We start from the raw sequence: 21,564 nt of genomic DNA on the forward strand, positions 1-21,564 counted from the left end.
TGCGGTCGTCGTGGGTGGTCGGGTGGTCAGCGGGTCCGGTCGTCGGCGCGGGCCAGCGCCATCTGCACGAGGTCGTCGACGTCGGCGGCGTCGATGTCGTCCGTGTGGTCGCCGCCGTTGCCACCGGCCGACCCGTCCGGCTGGTTCTCCAGGCTCAGCACCAGCTCCAGCAGACCGGCCTCGCGGAACCGGGCCAGCGGGATGGCCGCGATCCGGTCCCGCAGCTCGGCCTCCGCGTTCCGCTCGGCGGGCGCACCGCCCCGGGCCTCCGCCTCCACCCGCAGTTGGGCGGCGAGCCCGGCCGGTGTCGGGTAGTCGAAAAGCGTGGTGGCGGGCAGGCGCAGCCCGGTCGCCGCGGCCAGCCGGTTGCGCAGCTCGACGGCGGTGAGCGAGTCGAAACCCAGGTCCAGGAAGCCCCGTTCGACGTCGATGGTCGACGGGTCGGCGTGCCCGAGCACACCGGCGACCTCGGCGCGGACCAGGTCCAGCACCAGCCGGTCCCGAGCCGGTCCGGCCAGCCCGGCCAGCCGCTTGTCGAGCGGCACCGAGGTGGCAGCCGCCCGCCGGGCCGGGACCCGGACCAGACCGCGCAGCACCGCCGGGACGAGCCCGCCGGAAGCGCCGGCGGCCAGGTCGAACCGGGCCGCCACCAGGGCCGGCGGCCCGCCGGTCAGGGCCGAGTCGAGCACCGCCAACCCCTGCTCCGCGGTGAGCGGCAGCAGGCCACCGCGCGCCGCCCGACCGGCCTCGGCGTCCCCGCCCATGCCGCCGTCCGCCGCCCACAGGCCCCAGGCCAGGGCGACGGCGGGCAGCCCGCGCGCCCGACGGTGCGCGGCGAGCGCGTCCAGGTAGGCGTTGGCCGCCGCATAGTTCGCCTGGCCCGGGCTGCCGAGCACACCGGCGACCGAGGAGTAGAGCACGAACGCGGCGGACGGCCGGTCGGCGGTCAGCTCGTGCAGGTGGTGGGCGGCGTCCAGCTTCGGCGCCAGCACCGCGTCCAGACGCTCCGGGGTGAGCGACTCGACCACGCCGTCGTCGAGGACACCGGCCGTGTGGAACACCGCGGTCAGCGGATGCCGGCGGGGCACCGAGCGCAGCAGCGCGGCGGCCTGCTCCCGGTCGGCGATGTCGCAGGCCACGAGCTTGACCCGGGCGCCGAGGTCGCGCAGTTCGGCGCGCAGGGCCGCCGCGCCGGGGGCGTCCGGCCCCCGCCGGCTGGTCAGCAGCAGCCGGGTGATCCCGTGGGTGGTAACCAGGTGGCGGGCGAGCATCGCCCCGAGGGCGCCGGTGCCGCCGGTGATCAGGACGGTGCCGTCCGGTTCGAGGGCCGGGCCGGCGGTGGCCGCCGGCTCGGTGGGTGCCGCCGCCAGCCGGGGCACCAGCAGCGCGCCGGCACGCAGGGCCAGTTGCGGTTCCGCGCCGGAGGCCGCGCGGGCCAGTGACTCCGGCGCCACGTCGGCCGGCCCGTCGGGGTCGAGGTCCAGCAGGACGAAACGGTCGGGGTGCTCGTTCTGCGCCGACCTGATCAGGCCCCAGACGGCCGCGCCGGGCAGGTCGGTGACGTCCGCGCCGGGCGCGGCGGGGACCGCGCCCCGGGTCGCGAACACCAACCGGGTGTCGGCCAGCCGCTCGTCCGCCAGCCACTCCCGCACCAGGCGCAGCGCCCAGCGGACCGGCTCGTGGTCACCCGGATCGCGCCCCGCCGGCACCGCGGCCAGCACCGCCTCCGGTGCCGAGCCGGCGATCGCGGCCAGGTCGGGGCTTCCGTCCGGCATCGTGCCGAGGTGGACGACGGCAGGCGCCGAGGTCGACGGGCTGGCCGGCGACCAGTCCAGGTGGTAGCGCAGGTTCTGTCCGCCCGGTCGGACGGCGGCCAGTTGCGCGGCCGAGACCGGCCGGGTCACGAGCGACCCGACCGACGCGACGGGCGCGCCGGTCTCGTCCGCGACGGCAAGCGAGATCGCGTCCGGGCCGTCCGGGGTGAGCCGCACCCGGACCGTGCCGGCGCCGGCGGCGTGCAACGTCACCGCACGCCAGGCGAAGGGCAGCCGCAGCATCCCGTCGCGGTCGCGGTCGCGGTCGCGGTCGCCGTTGCCGTCGGCGGCGGCCGGGTGCAGGGCGGCGTCCAGCAGGGCCGGGTGCAGGCCGAAGCCCGCGGTGGCCGCCTCGGCCGGCAGCTCCACCTCGGCGAGGAGCGCGTCACCGGCGCGCCACACCGCCCGCAGGCCCTGGAACGCCGGGCCGTAGTGCAGACCGGACCGGGCGAGCCGGTCGTAGATCCCGGCCACGTCGACAGGTACGGCCCCGGGTGGAGGCCACTCGCCGGCCGCGAACGGCATCGGCTCGGCCTCCGGCCCGGCCTCGGTGAGCGTGCCGGTCACGTGCTGGGTCCAGGCCGTGCCGTGCGGCGCCTTCTCGTCCCGGGAGTGCACGGCAAGCGCACGGGTGCCGTCGTCGCCGGGACCGTCGACCGTCACCCGCAGCTGCACGCCGCCGTGTTCGGCAAGCACCAGCGGCGCGTGCAGGGTCAGCTCGGCTACCTCGGCGGCGCCGACCTGACCGGCGACATGCAGGGCGAGGTCCGCGAATGCCGCGCCGGGCAGCAGCACCAGGTCCTGCACGGCGTGGTCGGCCAGCCACGGCTGGGCCGGCAGCGAGATCCGCCCGGTGAAGACGCGACCGCCGTCCGGGAGTTCCACCTCGGCCTGCACCAGGGGGTGGCCGGTAGCGGCCTGGCCGAGACCGTCCGGGCTGTTCCGCGCCGCCGGCGGGTGCAGCCAGTAGGGCTGGCGCTGGAACGGGTACGTCGGCAGTTCGGTGTGCCGGCCGACCGCCGGTACGACGGGCGTGGCCAGGTCGTGTCCATGGACGTGCAGCTGGGCGCGGGCCCGTGCGGGCTCGACCGTGGGGACGACTGCCGACTCGTGGTCGTCGGGGAGGCAGGCGAGAGTGAGGGTGCTGAGCGTGTTGTCCGGTCCGAGTTCCACGTAGGTGGTGACGCCGGCCGCGTCCAGGGTGGAGACCATGTCGTGGTAGCGGACGGCGTCGCGGATGTGTCGGGTCCAGTAGGCGGCGTCGAAGGCCGGTGCCACCTGGCCGGTCCGGTTGGAGATGACGGGGATCCTCGCCGGGTGGTAGGTGACGCTCGCGGCGATGGCCTGGAAATCCTCCAGGATGGGGTTCATGTGGGGGGAGTGGAAGGCGTGTGAGGTGGTGAGTTTCTTGGTGCGTCGTCCCTGTGCGGCCCAGTGCACGGCGATGTCGGTGACGGCGTCGGTGTCGCCGGAGATGACGGTGCTGGTGGGTGAGTTCAGTCCGGCGATGGCGACCGCTTCGACGTCGAGCATGGGGGCCAGCTCGTCCTCGGTGGCCTCGATGGCGATCATCGTGCCGCCTGCGGTGGCGGCTTGCATGAGTCGTCCTCGGGCGGTGACCAGCAGGGCGGCGTCGGGCAGGCTCAACACGCCGGCGAGGTGGGCGGCGGACAGCTCGCCGATGGAGTGCCCGGTCAGGAAGTCCGGCGTGATCCCCCAGCTCGTGACGAGGGCGTGCAGGGCGACGTGCAGGGCGAACAGGGCGGGTTGGGTGTAGCGGGTCTCGTGGACCGCGTCGACCATGGCCTCGCGCAGCGGCCGGTCCAGGTGCTTGTCCAACTCCGCGCAGACCGCGTCGAACGTGTCGACGAAGACGGGATCACGCAGGTCCGCCATTGCCGGGTGTTGGCTGCCCTGGCCGGTGCACAGGAACGCGACCTTCCCGGCCGGGCGCGCGATGCCGCGTACCAGGGACGGGTGGGGGTTGTCGGCGGCGAGGGCGGTGAGCGCTTCGTGGTGGTTGTCGAGGATGACGGCGCGGTGGGTGTGCTGGGCGCGGCGGGCGAGGGTGTGGGCGACGTCCGCGTCCGCCTTGCCGTCGACGTGGGTCCGTAGTCGTGCGGCGGACTCGCGCAGCGCGTCGGCCGTGCGGCCGGAGAGCAGCCACGGCGCCGGCGTACCGGTGGGCTCCGGTTCCGGTCCGGCGGCGGTCGGTGGCTCTTCGATGATGAGGTGGGCGTTGGTGCCGCTGATGCCGAACGACGACACGCCGGCGCGGCGGGGGTGGCCGTTCGGGGTCCACGGCTGGGGGGTGGTGAGCAGGGTGACGTTTCCGGCGTCCCAGTCGATGTGCGGGGATGGCTGGTCGACGTGCAGGGTCTGCGGCAGTTCGCCGTGGCGCATGGCGAGGATCATTTTGATGACGCCGGCGGTGCCGGCGGCGGCCTGGGTGTGGCCGATGTTGGACTTGATGGAGCCGAGCCAGAGGGGCTGGTCGTCGGGTCGGTCCTGTCCGTAGGTGGCGAGGAGGGCTTGGGCTTCGATGGGGTCACCGAGGGTGGTGCCGGTGCCGTGTGCCTCGACGGCGTCCACGTCGGCGGGGGTGAGGCGGGCGTTGGCGAGGGCCTGCCGGATGACACGTTGCTGCGACGGGCCGTTGGGTGCGGTGAGGCCGTTGCTCGCCCCGTCCTGGTTCACCGCCGACCCGCGGATCACCGCGAGCACCGGATGGTTGTTGCGCCGGGCGTCGGAGAGCCGTTCCAGGACCAGCATGCCGGCGCCCTCGCCCCAGCCCACCCCATCGGCCGCCGCGGCGAAGGACTTGCACCGCCCGTCCGGGGCGAGGCCGCGCTGCCGGCTGAACTCGATGAACGTTCCGGGCGTCGACATCACCGTCACACCACCGGCCAACGCCAGGTCACACTCGCCGCCGCGCAGCGCCTGACCGGCCAGGTGCATGGCCACGAGCGACGACGAACAGGCCGTGTCCACGGTGACCGCCGGACCCTCCAGACCGAACGTGTACGCCACCCGGCCCGACGCCACGCTGTAGGCGCTGCCGGTGCCCAGGTAGCCCTCCAACTCGTCCGGAGCCTGACCGTAGAGACGGGCGCCGTAGTCGCCGTACATCACGCCGGCGAAGACACCGGTCGAGGAGCCGCGCAGCGTCGACGGGTCGATCCCGGCCGCCTCGAACGCCTCCCACGACGTCTCCAGCAGCAGCCGCTGCTGCGGGTCGATGGCGAGCGCCTCCCGCGGGCTGATGCCGAAGAAGTCGGCGTCGAAGCGGTCCGCGTCGTAGAGGAAACCCCCCTCCCGGACGTAGGACCTCCCGGTCGCGTCCGGATCCGGGTCGAAGAGCGTGTCCAGATCCCAGCCCCGGCCGTCCGGGAACGCCGCGACCCCGTCGGCGCCGGCCGCGAGCCGCTCCCACAGCTCCGCCGGGGTGGCCACGCCGCCGGGATAGCGGCAGGCCATGCCGACGATCGCGATCGGGTCGCCGTCGACCGCCGTCGCGGCCCGCACGGTCGCCGTCTCCCGCCCGCCGCCCAACTCCGTCATCAGGTGTCCGACGAGGGCGTCCGTGGTCGGGTAGTCGAAGACCATCGTCGCGGGCAGCCGCAGCCCGGTGGCCGAGCCGACCTGGTTGCGCAGCTCGATCGCGGTCAGCGAGTCGAAGCCCAGGTCCTGGAAGGCGCGGGCGGGGTCGACCGAGGCGGCCGACCCATGTCCGAGCACGGCGGCGACCCGGCCACGGACCAGGTCGAGCAGCGCCGTCCGCCGCTCGGCCTCGGTCAGCCCGGCGAGCCGCAACCCGGCGCCGGCGATCGCACGCCGCGCCCGGACCCGCACCAGGCCGCGCACCGCCGCCGGCAGCGGCTCCGCCTCCGCCAGCCTTCCCAGATCAAACTTCACGGGTACGACGAGTGGTCCGGCCGCCGCGCGCAGGGCCGCGTCGAAGAGCGCCAACCCTTCCGCGGCGTCGAGCGGGAGTACGCCCCGACCCCGCCCACCGTCGGCCGCCATCCCGCCGTTCGCGGCCCACGGACCCCAGGCGAGCGACGTGCCGGGCAGCCCGTGGGCGTGGCGGTGTGCGGCGAGGGCGTCGAGGTAGGTGTTGGCGGCGGCGTAGTTGGCCTGCCCGGGGTTGCCGAGGGTGCCGGCGATGGAGGAGTAGGTGACGAAGGCGGTGAGGTCGTGCGTGCGGGTGAGGTCGTGCAGGTGCCAGGCGGTGTCGGCCTTGGCGGTGAGGACGGTGTCGAGCCGGTCGGTGGTGAGGTCGGTGAGCAGTCCGTCGTCGAGGACGCCCGCGGTGTGGATGACGGCGGTCAGCCGGTGGCCGTCGAGCAGCGCGGCCAGAGCGTCGCGGTCGCTGGCGTCGCAGGCGGCGACGGTGACCTCGGCGCCGTGCGCGGTCAATTCGGCGTGCAGGTCGGTGGCGCCGGGTGCGTCGGGTCCGCGGCGGCTGGTGAGCAGCAGCCGGCGGACACCGTGGGTGGTGACGAGGTGGCGGGCCAGCAGCGCGCCGAGCGCGCCGGTGCCACCCGTGATCAGCACCGTGCCGTCCCGGTCCAGCCCGATGCCGGCGGCCTCCGGGGCGGGACGCGGAACGTCTACCGGGGCGGGACGCGAAACGTCCACCGGGGCGAGGCGCGGAACGTGGCACCGGTCGCCGCGTACCGCCAGCTCGGGGTCGGTGCCGGCGACGAGCCGCCGGAGCACGTCGGCCGGGATCCCGTCCCCGTCCGCGTCGAGCAGGTGGAACAGGTCGGCGTGCTCGTTCCGGGCGGTCCGGGCCAGGCCCCAGACGGCGGCCCCGGGCAGGTCGGTCACGTCCTCGTCGGGCTCGACCGCGACCGCGCCCCGGGTGACGAGCACCAGGCGGGTGCCGGCCAGCCGCTTCTCCGCCAGCCAGTCCTGCGTCAGCCGCAGGACGTCCCGCACCGGACCGTGGTCGGCCGGGTGCCGTCCGGCGGGCACCGCGACCAGCGCCACCGCGGGACGACCGTCGTCCCCGGCCAGCGCGGCCAGATCGGGGTAGGCGACCAGGCCGGGCCCGGCCGGACCGTCACCCAGGACGGCGACCGGCTCGTCCGCTCTGGCGTCCGCCGTGCCGTCCAGTGGCGTCCAGCCCAGTCGGTAGAGCGTGCCACCGGTCCGGGGGGCGGTCGCGGCCAGCTGCCCGGCGGTGACCGGTCGGGTGGCGAGCGAGGCCACCGTGGCGACCGGGGCGCCGGCCTCGTCCGTCACCAGCATCGAGATCCCGCCGGTGACCTGTCGCAGCCGGACCCGCAGGCTCGTCGCGCCGGTGGCGAAGACCCGTACGTCCGACCACTCGAACGGCAGGTGGGCCTCGTCCAGGGTCGTGGCCGTGGCGGCGGTGGCGTGCAGCGCGGCGTCGAGCAGCGCCGGGTGCACGGTGAAGCGGTCGGCGTCCGGGTGCTGCTCGTCGGGGAGTGCGACCTCGGCGTACACGTCGTCGCCGGCCCGCCAGGCGGCGCGCAGCCCCTGGAAGGCGGGTCCGTAGCCGTAGCCGGCGGTAGCCAGTCGGTCGTAGAGCGACTCGGTGTCCACCGGGGCGGCGCCCGCGGGCGGCCACGCGGTCAGGTCATCCGGGTCGTCGCCGGTGGACCGTCCGGCAAGCGTGCCGCTCGCGTGCGCGATCCAGGCGCTGTCGGGGCCGTCCGGGCGGGAGTGCACCGAGAACGGTCGCCGCCCCCGCTCGTCGGGGCCACCGACGGTCGCCTGGAGCCGCACCGTTCCCCGTTCCGGGAGGACGAGCGGCGCCTGGAGCGTCAACTCCTCCACCCCCGGGCAGCCCGCCCGGTCCGCGGCGTGCACGGCCAGTTCCACGAGCGCGGTCCCGGGCAGCACGACCGTGCCGAGCACGGCGTGGTCGGCCAGCCAGCGGTGCGTGCGCAGCGAGAGCCGCCCGGTGAGCAGCCATCCGTCGTCGTCGGCCAGCGGCAGCGCGGCTTCGACGAGCGGGTGGCCGGTGCCGGTCAGGCCGAGCGCCGCGGAACCGGGCTGGGCCCGGACCCAGAAGTGCTCACCCTGGAACGGGTACGTGGGCAGGTCGATCAGCCGCCCGGCGGGTGTGGTGGTGGTCCAGACCGTTTCACGCCCCGCCGCGTGCAGCACGGCTTGGGCGTGGTGGCCGAGGTGGGCGGCGGTGATGGTGGCGGTGTGGTTCTCGGGGAGGCAGGCGTGGGTGAGGGCGCTGAGGGTGTTGTCGGGTCCGAGTTCGAGGTAGGTGGTGACGCCAGCGTTGTCGAGGGTGGTGATCATGTCGCGGTAGCGGACGGCGTCGCGGATGTGTCGGGTCCAGTAGGCGGCGTCGAAGGCTGGGGCGATGTCGCCGGTGCGGTTGGAGATGACCGGGATGGTGGCCGGGTGGTAGGTGATGCTGTCGGCGATCGTCTGGAATTCGTCCAGGATGGGGTTCATGTGGGGGGAGTGGAAGGCGTGTGAGGTGGTGAGTTTCTTGGTGCGTCGTCCTTGCCCGGCCCAGTGGGCGGCGATGTCGGTGACGGCTTGGGTGTCGCCGGAGATGACGGTGCTGGTGGGGGAGTTCAGCCCGGCGATGGAGACCGTGGCGGGGTCGAGCATCGGGGTCAGTTCGTCTTCGGTGGCCTCGATGGCGATCATGGTGCCGCCGGGTGTGGCGGCTTGCATGAGTCGTCCTCGGGCGGTGACCAGGAGCGCGGCGTCGGGCAGGCTCAACACTCCGGCGAGGTGGGCGGCGGACAGTTCGCCGATGGAGTGTCCGGTGAGGTAGTCGGGCGTGATCCCCCAGCTCGTGACGAGGGCGTGCAGTGCCACGTGCACTGCGAACAGGGCGGGTTGGGTGTAGCGGGTCTCGTGGACCGCGTCGACCATCGCCTCGCGCAGCGGCCGGTCCAGGTGCTTGTCCAGTTCGGCGCACACCCGGTCGAAGGCTTCGACGAAGACCGGCTCGTCGCGGTGCGCCATCTCGGGGTGTTGGCTGCCCTGGCCGGTGCACAGGAACGCGACCTTCCCCGTCGGGCGCGCGGTGCCGCGTACCAGTGCGGGGTGGTCGTTGTCGGCGGCGAGGGCGGTGAGCGCTTCGCGGTGGTCGGCGAGGATGACCGCGCGGTGGGTGTGCTGGGCGCGGCGGGCCAGGGTGTGGGCGACGTCGACGTCCGCCTTGCCGTCGACGTGGTCGTGCAGCCGCACGGCGGACTCGCGCAGCGCCTCGGGGGTGCGGGCGGACAGCAGCCACGGCACCGGCGCGCCGGCCGGCGGCTCCGGCTCCTCCACGTCCGGTGCTTCCTCGATGATGACGTGGGCGTTGGTGCCGCTGATCCCGAACGACGACACGCCGGCCCGACGCGCATGACCGTTGCGCTCCCAGGGCCGGGCCTCGGTGAGCAGCGCGACGTGCCCGGCGTCCCAGTCGACGTGCGGGGACGGCTCGTCCACGTGCAACGTCCGGGGCAGCTCGTCGTACCGCATCGCCAGGACCATCTTGATGACGCTGGCGACGCCGGCGGCGGCCTGGGTGTGGCCGATGTTGGACTTGATGGAGCCGAGCCAGAGGGGCTGGTCGTCGGGTCGGTCCTGGCCGTAGGTGGCGAGGAGGGCTTGGGCTTCGATGGGGTCGCCGAGGGTGGTGCCGGTGCCGTGTGCTTCGACGGCGTCCACGTCGGCGGGGGTGAGGCGGGCGTTGGCGAGGGCCTGCCGGATGACACGTTGCTGCGACGGCCCGTTCGGCGCGGTCAGGCCGTTGCTCGCCCCGTCCTGGTTCACCGCCGACCCACGGATGACCGCCAGGACCGGGTGCCCGTTGCGCTGGGCGTCGGAGAGCCGTTCCAGGACCAGCATGCCGGCGCCCTCGCCCCAGCCCACCCCATCGGCCGCCGCGGCGAAGGACTTGCACCGCCCGTCCCGGGCCAGGCCGCGCTGCCGGCTGAACTCGGTGAACACGGTCGGGTTCGCCATCACCGTGGCGCCGCCGGCCAAGGCCAGGTCACACTCGCCGCCGCGCAACGCCTGTGCCGCCAGGTGGATCGCCACGAGGGACGACGAACACGCGGTGTCGACGGTGACCGCCGGACCCTCCAGACCGAACGTGTAGGCGATCCGGCCGGACGCCACACTTGTCGTGGTGCCGGTGATGCTGTAGCCCTCGATCTCCAGCGGCGCCTCGGTCCCGTACTGCTGGGCGACGACACCGGCGAAGACGCCGGTGCTGGTGCCGCGCAGCGTCGCCGGGGTGATGCCGGCCGCCTCGAACGCCTCCCAGGTGGTCTCCAGGAGTAGCCGCTGCTGCGGGTCGGTGGCGGTGGCCTCGCGGGGGCTGATGCCGAAGAAGTCGGCGTCGAAGCGGGCCGCGTCGTGGACGAAGCCGCCCTCCCGGGCGTAGCACTTCCCCGGCGCGTCGGGGTCCGGGTCGAAGAGTTCGTCGATGTCCCAGCCGCGCCCGTCGGGGAACTCGCCGATCGTGTCGGCGCCCTCGGCCAGTAGCCGCCACATCCGTTCCGGGGTGTCCGCCTCGCCGGGGAACCGGCAGGCCATCGCCACGATCGCGATCGGTTCGCCGGGCACGACGGCCGACGGCGCCGGCGTGGCGGTCGCGGTGGCGGCCGGCGCGATGTGGGTGAGCAGGTACGCGGCGAGCGCCTGCGGCGTCGGATAGTCGAAGATCATCGTCGCCGGCAACCGCAGCTCGGTGTCGGCGGTGAGGCGGTTGCGCAGCTCGACCGCGGTCAGCGAGTCGAAACCCAGATCCTGGAAGGTGCGGTCCGGGTCGACGGCGTCCGCGGCCGGATACCCGGCGACCGCGGCGACGTGCTCGCGGACGAGGCCGAGCAGCGCGCCGAGCCGGTCCGGTCCGGCCAGCCGGAGCGCGAGCGCCGACCCGCCCCGGCTGGTCCCCGAGGCGACCGCTCGCCGTGGCGCGGGCCGCACCAGCCCGCGCAGCAGCGGCGGCACGTCCGGGCTCCCGGCGAGGCGTCGCAGCGCGGCCGGGTCGAGGCGGGCCGGGACGAGCGTCGGAGCCGGATCGGCGAGCGCGGCGTCGAACAGCGCGAGGGCCTCCTCCGGTGTCATCGGCAGCAGGCCGCTGCGGCGCATCCGCTGCGCGTCGGCCTCGGCCAGCCCGCCGCCCATGCCGTCGCCCCCGGCCCACAGTCCCCAGGCGAGGGAGGTGGCGGGTAGTCCGTGGGTGTGGCGGTGTGTGGCGAGGGCGTCGAGGTAGGTGTTGGCGGCGGCGTAGTTGGCTTGTCCGGGGTTGCCGAGGGTGCCGGCGATGGAGGAGTAGGTGATGAAGGCGGTGAGGTGGTGTGTGCGGGTGAGGTGGTGGAGGTGCCAGGCGGTGTCGGCTTTGGGGGTGAGGACGGTGTCGAGTCGGTCGGTGGTGAGGTCGGTGAGGAGCCCGTCGTCGAGGACGCCTGCGGTGTGGATGATCGCGGTGGGCCGGTGCCTGTCGAGCAGGGCGGCGAGTTGATCGGGGTCTGCGCTGTCGCAGGCGGCGATGGTGACCTCGGCGCCGTGTGCGGACAACTCGCTGTGCAGTTCGGTGGCGCCGGGTGCGTCGGGTCCGCGGCGGCTGGTGAGGATGAGTCGGCGGATGTCGTGGGTGGTGACGAGGTGGCGGGCCAGCAATGCGCCGAGGGCTCCGGTGCCGCCGGTGATGAGGACGGTGTCCTCGCTGGTGAGGGGGGTGGGGATGGTGAGGATGACTTTGCCGATGTGTCGGGCTTGGCTGAGGTGGCGGAAGGCGGTGGGGGCGTCGCGGATGTCGAACGCGGTCACCGGCAGCGGCTTCAGCACCCCCGACGCGAACAGCAGACCGAGTTCGTCGAGCATCTCCCGGATCACGTCCGGCCCGGCGTCGACCATGTCGAACGCCTGATATTCCACGCCCGGGTGGGCGTCCGCGACCACCTGCGGATCCCGGATGTCGGTCTTACCCATCTCCAGGAAGTGACCGCCGCGCGGCAGCAGCCGCAGCGAGGCGTCGACGAACTCCCGGGCCAGCGAGTCGAGCACCACGTCCATGCCCGCGCCGCCGGTGGCGGCCCGGAACCGCTCCTCGAAATCCAGGGCGCGGCTGTTGCCGATGTGCTCGTCCGGGAGGCCGAGCGCCCGTAGCACCCGCTGCTTCGCCGGGCTGGCGGTCGCGTAGATGTCCGCGCCGAGGTGCCGGGCGAGTTGCACGGCGGCGGTGCCGACGCCGCCGGTCGCCGCATGGATCAGGATCCGATCCCCGCGACCCAGCCGCATCAGACGGGTGAGGCCGTAGTACGCGGTGAGGAAGACGACAGGCGCGGCGGCGGCCTCGGCGAACGTCCAGCCCTCCGGCACCGGCGCCAGGAGCCGCTGGTCGGTGACGGCCACCGGTCCCATGGCGCCGGTGAACAGGCCCATGACGTGTTGGCCGGGGGTGAGGGTGGTGACGTCGTCGGCGACGTGGGTGATGATGCCGGCTGCTTCGCCGCCGATGGCGGCGTGTCCGGGGTACATGTCGAGGGCGATGAGGACGTCGCGGAAGTTGAGGCCGGCGGCGCGGACGGCGATGCGGACCTGGCCGGGTGCGAGTGGCGCGGTGAGTTCGGGTGCGGGGAGCAGGGCGAGGTTTTCCAGGGTGCCGGCCGAGGTGACGCCGAGCCGCCACGGGCCGTCCGGCGGGCTCAGTGGCGTGGGCTCGGCGGCCCGGGTCAGGCGTGGCGCGTAGGCCACCCCGTCCCGGACGGCCAACTGCGGCTCACCGGTGGCGACCGCCGCGCTCAGCACCGCCGCGTCCGCCGGGTCCGGGCCGAGGTCCACAAGCTGGACGAGACCCGGGTGCTCGGACTGCGCGGCGCGGACCAGACCCCACACCCCGGCCGAGGACAGGCCGTCGACCGGGTCGCCGGGACGCGCCGCGACCGCGCCCCGGGTGACGATCACCAGGCGGCCGTCCGCCGGCGGGTCCGCCGCCAGGCGATCCTGCACCAGCGTCAGCGCACGCGCGGCGGCCCGGTGACCGGTCGGATCGTCGCCGTCCACGGTGGCCTCCACCACCTCCACGGCGTCACCGGCCCCAGGTTCGCCCACCGGCACCGGAATCCACTGCGTCCGGTACAGCCCGCGCCGGGTCGGATCCCCGGCCGCGGCGAGCTGTTCCGGCGAGACCGGGCGCACCGTCAGGGCCGCGACGGACGCGACCGGCAGGCCGGCGACGTCGATCAGCTCCAGCGACAACTCGTCGTCGGCGACCACCAGCCGGGCCCGCAGCACCGACGCGCCGGCGGCGTGCAGCGTCACGCCGCGCAGCGCGAACGGCAGCCGTACGTCGTCGTAGGTGAGCGCGGCAGCGTGCAGAGCCGCGTCGAACAGCGCCGGGTGCAGGCCGAACCCGGTCGGGTCGGCGTCACCGCCGAGCGCGATCTCCGCGTACACCGTGTCGCCGTCGCGCCAGGCGGCGCGCAGGCCCCGGAACTCCGGGCCGTACTCCACCCCGACGGCGGACAGGCGCGGGTAGAGGTCGTCGACATCCACCGGCTCGCCCGGTGGCGGCCAGGCGAAGCCCGCTGCCGACGCGGGCGGCGCGGCGCTCACCGTGCCGGAGGCGTGGCGGATCCACCCCTCGTTCTCGTCGGCGCCGGCCGGCCGGGAGTGCACCGAAACCGGCCGCTGGTCGCCCTGGGCCGTCCCGACCCGCACCTGGACCTGCACGGCGCCCCGGGCGGGCAGCGTCAGCGGCGCCTCCAGGATCAGCTCGTCGAGGTGCGGCGCGCCGACTTCGTCGGCCACGTGCAGCACCAGGTCGGCGAGCGCGGTGGCGGGCAGCAGCACGGTGCCGTGCACGGCGTGCCCGGCCAGCCACGGATGGCTCTGTAGGCCGATCCGCCCGGTGTAGAGGAGGCCGCCGCCGTCGGCGAGTTCGGCGGCGGCGCCGAGGAGCGGGTGGTCGGCGGTTGCCAGGCCGAGGCTCGCGGCGGTGCCGGTGGTGGCCGGGCGCAGCCAGTAGGGCTGGCGTTGGAACGGGTAGGTGGGCAGGTCGGTGTGTCGTCCGGCGGGGGTGGTGGTGGTCCAGGTGGTGTGGTGTCCGGCGGTGTGGAGTGTGGCGTGGGCGTGCTGGCCGAGGTGGGCGGCGGTGATGGTGGCGTTGTGGTTTTCGGGGAGGCAGGCGTGGGTGAGTGCGCTGAGGGTGTTGTCGGGTCCGAGTTCGAGGTAGGTGGTGACGCCGGCGTTGTCGAGGGTGGAGATCATGTCGCGGTAGCGGACGGCGTCGCGGATGTGTCGGGTCCAGTAGCCGGCGTCGAAGGCTGGGGCGATGTCTCCGGTGCGGTTGGAGATGACCGGGATGGTGGCCGGGTGGTAGGTGACGCTGTCGGCGATCGTCTGGAACTCGTCCAGGATGGGGTCCATGTGGGGGGAGTGGAAGGCGTGTGAGGTGGTGAGTTTCTTGGTGCGTCGTCCCTGTGCGGCCCAGTGCACGGCGATTTCGGTGACGGCGTCGAGGTCGCCGGAGATGACGGTGCTGGTGGGCGAGTTCAACCCGGCGATGGAGACCGCGGCGGGGTCGAGCATCGGCGTCAGTTCGTCTTCGGTGGCCTCGATGGCGATCATCGCGCCGCCGGGTGTGGCGGCTTGCATGAGTCGTCCGCGGGCGGTGACCAGGAGCGCGGCGTCGGGCAGGGTCAACACGCCGGCGAGGTGCGCGGCCGACAGCTCGCCGATCGAGTGCCCGGTGAGGTAGTCCGGCGTGATGCCCCAACTGGTGACGAGGGCGTGCAGGGCGACGTGGGTGGCGAAGAGGGCGGGTTGGGTGTAGCGGGTTTCGTGGACGGCCTCGACCATCGCTTCGCGCAGCGGCCGGTCGAGGTGCTTGTCCAACTCGGCGCATACCCGGTCGAAGGCGTCGACGAAGACCGGTTCGTCGCGGTGGGCCATCTCCGGGTGCTGGCTGCCCTGCCCCGTGCACAGGAACGCGATCTTCCCCGTCGGGCGCGCGGTGCCGCGTACCAGTGCGGGGTGGGGGTTGTCGGCGGCGAGGGCGGCCAGTGCCTCGTGGTGGTCGGCGAGGATGACCGCGCGGTGGGTGTGCTGGGCGCGGCGGGCCAGGGTGTGGGCTACGTCGAGGTCAGCCTTGCCGTCGACGTGCTCGCGCAACCGTGCGGCGGACTCGCGCAGCGCCTCCGCCGAACGGCCGGAGAGCAGCCACGGCACGGGTGTCCCGACCGATGGCGGCTCCTCGACGGCGGGCGCTTCCTCGATGATGACGTGGGCGTTGGTGCCGCTGATGCCGAACGACGAGACGCCGGCCCGGCGCGGGTGACCGTTGCGTTCCCACGGTTGCGCCTCGCTGAGCAGCGCGATGTTGCCGGCGTCCCAGTCGACGTGCGGGGACGGCTCGTCGACGTGCAGCGTCTGCGGGAGCAGGTCGTGGCGCAGCGCCTGCACCATTTTGATCACTCCGCCGACGCCGGCGGCGGCCTGCGCGTGCCCGATGTTCGACTTGATCGAGCCGAGCCAGAGCGGCCGGTCGTCGGGCCGGTCCTGCCCGTAGGTGGCCAGCAGGGCCTGGGCCTCGATCGGGTCACCCAGGGTGGTGCCGGTGCCGTGCGCCTCCACCGCGTCGACGTCGGACGGCGTCAGCCGGGCGTTGGCCAGGGCCTGGCGGATGACCCGCTGCTGCGACGGCCCGTTCGGCGCGGTGAGGCCGTTGCTCGCGCCGTCCTGGTTCACCGCCGACCCGCGAACCACCGCGAGCACCGGGTGGTTGTTGCGGCGGGCGTCGGAGAGCCGTTCGAGGAGCACGATCCCGGCGCCCTCGGCGAATCCGGCGCCGTCGGCCGTCGCGGCGAAGGACTTGCACCGCCCGTCCGGGGCCAGGCCACGCTGCCGGCTGAACTCGGTGAACAGGCCGGGCGTCGCCATCACCGTCACGCCACCGGCAAGCGCCAGATCGCACTCGCCGCCGCGCAACGCCTGCGCCGCCAGGTGCATGGCGACAAGCGACGACGAACACGCCGTGTCGACCGTGACCGCCGGACCCTCCAGACCGAACGTGTACGCCACCCGGCCCGACGCCACGCTGCCCGCGCTGCCGTTGCCGACGTAACCCTCCACCTCCTGCGGCACCTGGTTGATCAACCGTCCGCCGTAGTCGCCGTACATCAGACCGGCGAAGACGCCGGTGGCGGAGCCGCGCAGCGTGGCCGGGTCGATCCCGGCCGCCTCGAACGCCTCCCACGACGCCTCCAGCAGCAGCCGCTGCTGCGGGTCGATGGCGAGCGCCTCGCGCGGCGTGATGCCGAAGAAGTCGGCGTCGAACCGGTCCGCGTCGTAGAGGAAACCGCCGTGCCGGGCGTAGGACTTGCCGGGTGCGTCCGGGTCCGCGTCGTAGAGGTCGTCGAGGTCCCAGCCGCGCCCGGTCGGGAAGTCACCGATCGCGTCGACGCCGTCGGCGAGCAGCCGCCACAGCTCCTCGGGGGAGCTGACGCCGCCCGGGTAGCGGCAGCTCATCGCCACGATCGCGATCGGCTCCGCGGACGGGTGGCCGGCGCCGGCCACCACCCCGACCGCCGGGCCGGTCCCGAGCAGCTCCGCGCCGAGGTACGCGGCGAGCGCCGCCGGCGTCGGATAGTCGAACACGAGCGTGGCGGGCAGCCGCAGCCCGGTGGCGAGGGTCAGCCGGTTGCGCAGCTCGACCGCGGTCAGCGAGTCGAAGCCGAGTTCGGCGAAGGCCAGGTCGGTGGCGACCGCGTCGGCCGCGCCGTAGGCGAGGACCCCGGCGACGTGCCCGCGTACCAGGTCCAGCAGCAGCCGGTCGCGCGCCTCGGGGGCGAGGCCGGCGAGTCGCCCGGCCAACCCGTCGGCGTCGGGCGCGGTCTGGGCGGCCTGCCGGGCGGGCGTCCGGACCAGGCCGCGCAGCATCGCGGGCAGCCGCCCGGCGCCGGCCAGGGTCCGCAGCGCCGGCAGGTCCAGCCGAACCGGGGCGACCGCCGGACGGTCACCGGCGAGCGCGGCGTCGAACAGGGCCAGCGCGTCCGGCGCGTCGAGCGGCAGCACGCCGCCCCGGGCCAGCCGGGACCGGTCGCCGTCGGCCAGCTCGCCGGTCATGCCGCTGGCGTCGGCCCACAGCCCCCAGGCGAGCGAGACGGCGGGCAGGCCGCGCGCGTGCCGGTGGGCGGCGAGCGCGTCGAGGTAGGCGTTCCCGGCGGCGTAGTTCGCCTGCCCGGGGCTGCCCAGGGTGCCGGCCGCCGAGGAGTAGAGCACGAAGGCGGCGAGGCCGGCGTCGGCGGTCAGCTCGTGCAGGTGCCAGGCGCCGTCCATCTTCGGCCGCAGGACGGCGTCCAGCCGGTCCTCGGTCAGCGCGGTGACGATCCCGTCGTCGAGCAGCCCGGCGGCGTGCACGACGGCGGTCAGCGGATGCGCGTCCGGAACGGCGTCGAGCAGGGCGGCGACGGCGTCGCGGTCCGCCAGGTCGCAGGCGGCGATGGTGACCTCGGCGCCGCGCGCGGCCAGCTCGTCGCGGAGTTCGGCGCTGCCCGGGGCGTCGGCGCCGCGTCGGCTGGTGAGCAGCAGCCGGGTGACGCCGTGGCGGGCGACGAGGTGACCGGCGAGGAGCCGGCCGAGGGTGCCGGTCCCGCCGGTGATCAGCACGGTGCCGTCCGGGTCGAGGGCGGGTGGCGTCGGGTCGGACCCGGTCAGGGTGGTGGCGCGGGCCGCCAGCAGCCGGCCGTCGCGGACCGCGAGCTGCGGTTCGTCGCCGGCGGCGATCCGGGCGAGGAGGTCCGGGCCGGGCTCGTCGTCTGCGTCGACCAGGACGATCCGGCCGGGGTGCTCGGCCTGGGCGCTGCGGGCCAGGCCCCAGACCGCCGCCGCCGCAAGATCAGGAACATCCTCCCCGGTACGGGTGGCGACCGCGCCCCGGGTCAGCAGCACGATCCGCGCCTCGGTGTCGAGCCACCGGCGCAGCACCCGCAGGGCCTGCCGGACCGGCTCGTGGTCGGCCGGATGGGCGCCCGCGGGCAGGCGCACCGCGACCACCTCGGCGTCGGCCGGCTCGTCGCCGTCGAGCAGCACTACCGTCGGCGCGTCCGCCACCGCACGCGGCTCGCTCGGCACCCAGTCCACCGCGTACAGCGGCTGCCGGCCCGCCGGCCGCGCGGCGACCAACTGCGCGGCCGACACCGGCCGGGTGACGAGCGAGTCGATCGTGGCGACCGGCGCGCCGTCGGCGTCGAAGAGGGCCACCGTCACGGTGTCGTCCCCGGCCGGGGTGATCCGGACCCGGGCGGTACGGGCGCCGGTGGCGTGCAGCCGCATGCCGGCGAACGAGAACGGCAGCCGGACGGCGTCCCGGTCGTGCCCGAGGGCGATCGGGTGCAGGGCGGCGTCCAGCAGCGCCGGGTGGATGCCGTACCCGTCGGTCTCGGTCTCCGCCGGCAGCGCCACCTCGGCCCAGACCGCGTCGCCGGCGCGCCACACGGCGCGGACGCCCTGGAACACCGGCCCGTAACCGAGCCCGGTCTCGGCCAGCGCCGGATAGAAGTCGGCCAGGTCCACCGGCTCGCCGGCCGGCGGCCACGCCGTCAACCCGGCCGGCTCCGTACCGCCTGCCCCGGCCGCGCTGGCCGTGCCGGTGACGTGGCGGATCCAGGTCGGGTCCGCGTCGTCGTCCGCCGGCCGGGAGTGGATCGACAGCGCGCGGCTGCCGTCCGGCCCCGGCGCGTCGACCCGCAGTTGGACGTGCACGGCCCCGGACGCCGGCAGCATCAGCGGCGCGTGCAGGACCAGCTCCTCGATCCGGTCCGCGCCGGCCTGCCCGGCCGCGTGCAACGCCAGGTCGGCGAGGGCCGCGCCGGGCAGCAGCGGGTCGCCGAGCACCGCGTGATCGGCCAGCCACGGGTGCGCGTGCAGGGACAACCGGCCGGTGAACAGGTGCCCGTCGGTGTCGGCGAGCGTCACCGTCGCGCCCAGCAGCGGATGCCCCGACGGCCGCAGACCCAGGTCGGCGACGTTCCCGTCGCCGGGCGGCACGTCCAGCCAGTACCGCTGCCGGACGAACCCGTAGGTGGGCAGGTCCCCGGCGTGGACCGGGGCGGCGCCGTGGAAGACGGACCAGTCCACCTCGGTGCCGGCGGCGTGCGCCTGCCCGAGCGAGGTGTGGAACCGGCGCAGGCCGCCGTCGTCGCGACGCAGCGAACCGGTCGCGGTCGCCCCCGGCGCGGCGGTGTCGAGCGTCTCCTGGGTGGCGACGGTCAGCACCGGGTGCGGGCTGGCCTCGATGAAGACCCGGAAACCGGCCGCGTGGAGGGCGCGTACGGTCTCCTCGTAGCGGACGGTCCGGCGCAGGTTGGTGTACCAGTAGCGGGCGTCCAGGCCGGTGGTGTCGAACTGCCCGGCGGTGACGGTGGAGTAGAACGGGACGGCGGACGCCATCGGACGGATCCCGGCCAGCAGGCCGAGCAGTTCCTCCTCGATCGCCTCCACGTGCGCGCCGTGCGAGGCGTAGTCGACCGGGATGCGGCGGGCCCGCACGCCGTCCGCCTCACAGCGCGCGATCAGCGTCGCGAGCGGCTCGGCGTCGCCGGAGACGACGGTGGACGCGGGACCGTTGACGGCGGCGATGCCGAGCCGGTCGCCCGCGTCGGCCAGCAGCGCGGCGACCTCGTCCGCGGGGAGCGGGATCGAGGCCATGCCACCCCGGCCGCCGATCGCGGCCAGCGCCCGGCTGCGCAGCGCCACCACCAGGGCGGCGTCCTCCAGGCTGAGCGCGCCGGCGACGCACGCCGCGGCGATCTCACCCTGCGAGTGACCCACGACCGCGTCCGGGCGTACGCCGGAGGAGCGCCACAGCTCGGCGAGCGACACCATCACCGCGAACAGGGCCGGCTGCACCACGTCGGCCCGTTCCAGCGGCGGCGCGTCGGGGTGCCCGGCGAGCACGTCCAGGATGTCCCAGCCGGTGTGCGGTCGCAGCGCCGCCGCGCACTCCCGGAGCCGGTCCCGGAACACCGGGGCGGTCTCCAGCAGCTCGGTGGCCATCCCGGCCCACTGCGAGCCCTGGCCGGGGAAGACCAGGACGGTCCGGGCCGGCCCGGCGGCGGTGCCGGTCACCACGGCGGCGGACGGCTCACCGGCGGCGAGCGCGGCGAGCGCCTGGCGGAACTCGTCCGGGCCGTCCGCCACGATCGCGGCCCGGTGCGGGAACCGGGCCCGGGTGCTCGCCAGCGCGGCGCCGATGGTGGCCGGGTCGGCCTCGGAGTGGGTGTCCAGGTGGTCGCGGAGCCGGGCGGCCTGGATCCGCAGCGCCGGCTCGGTCTTCGCGGACAGGATCCACGGCCCGGGCGCCGGGCGGGCCGGCTCGGCGGCGGGCTCCTCGGCCGGCGGCTCCTCCAGGATCAGGTGTGCGTTGGTGCCGCTGATGCCGAACGACGACACCGCGGCCCGGCGCGGGCGCCCGGTCACCGGCCACGGCTGGGCCTCGGTGAGCAGGTCCACCGCGCCCTCGGTCCAGTCCACGTGCGACGACGGCGCGTCGATGTGCAGGCTCTTCGGCAGGACGCCGTGCGCCATCGCCTGGACGATCTTGATGACGCTCGCCGCGCCGGCCGCCGCCTGGGTGTGCCCGATGTTCGACTTCACCGAACCCAGCAGCAGCGGCCGGTCCGCCGGCCGCTCCCGACCGTAGGTGGCGAGCAGCGCCTGGGCCTCGATCGGGTCGCCGAGGGTGGTGCCGGTCCCGTGCGCCTCCACCACGTCGATCTGGTCGGAGGTCAGCCGCGCGTTCGCCAGCGCCTGCCGGATCACCCGCTGCTGGGAGGGCCCGTTCGGGGCGGTGAGCTGGCTGCTCGTACCGTCCTGGTTGAGCGCGCTGCCGGTGATCACGGCGAGCACCCGGTGTCCGTTGCGGCGGGCGTCGGAGAGCCGTTCCAGCAGCAGCACCCCCGCGCCCTCCGCCCAGGCCACCCCGTCGGCGGCCTCCGCGAACGACTTGCACCGCCCGTCCGGCGCCAGCCCGCGCTGCCGGCTGAAGTCGATGAACGTGCTCGGCGTCGCCATCACCGCGACGCCGCCGGCGAGCGCCAGCCCGCACTCCTCGTTGCGCAGCGCCTGGCAGGCCACGTGCATGGCGACGAGCGAGGACGAGCAGGCGGTGTCCACGGTGACCGCCGGGCCCTCGAACCCGAACGTGTAGGCGACCCGGCCGGAGGCGATGCTGCCCGCGTTGCCGGTGCCGATGAACCCCTCGAAGCCGGCCGGTGTGCGCTCCTGCAACCGGGAGCCGTAGTCGTTGTACATCACGCCGGCGAAGACACCGGTGTCCGAGCCGCGCAGGGTGTCCGGGGTGATCCCGGCCCGCTCCATCGCCTCCCACGACGTCTCCAGCAGCAGCCGGTGCTGCGGGTCGACGGAGAGCGCCTCCCGGGGGCTGATGCCGAAGAAGCCGGGGTCGAACAGGTCCGCGTCGTGCAGGAACCCGCCCTCCCGGGCGTAGCTGGTGCCGGTGTGCTCCGGGTCCGGGTGGTAGAGCGCGGTGGTGTCCCAGCCCCGGTTCTCCGGGAACGGCGTGATCGCGTCCACCTCACCGGCGACCAGGTCCCACAACTGTTCCGGCGTGCTCACCCCGCCCGGGTACCGGCAGGCCATGCCGATGATCGCGATCGGCTCGCGGCTCGCGGACTCCGCCTCGACCAGACGCTGCCGCGTCTGGTGCAGCTCGGCGGTGACCCGCTTCAGATAATCGCGGAGCCTGTCCTCATTCACCATGAACCTTCATTCCTCCGGA

General features: G+C 74.8%; 1 protein-coding gene. It reads right to left on the reverse strand.

What is annotated here, in order from left to right; translation table 11 throughout:
• Nucleotides 1-26: 26 nt before the first annotated feature.
• The gene (locus O7613_RS07655) at nt 27-21,542 is read right to left on the reverse strand and encodes a type I polyketide synthase (protein ID WP_282292970.1); all 21,516 of its coding nucleotides are present in this window, start codon (nt 21,540-21,542) and stop codon (nt 27-29) included.
• Nucleotides 21,543-21,564 lie beyond the last annotated feature (22 nt).

It is taken from the genome of Micromonospora sp. WMMD975, from assembly GCF_029581215.1.
In the GTDB taxonomy this organism is placed as follows: Bacteria; Actinomycetota; Actinomycetes; order Mycobacteriales; family Micromonosporaceae; genus Micromonospora.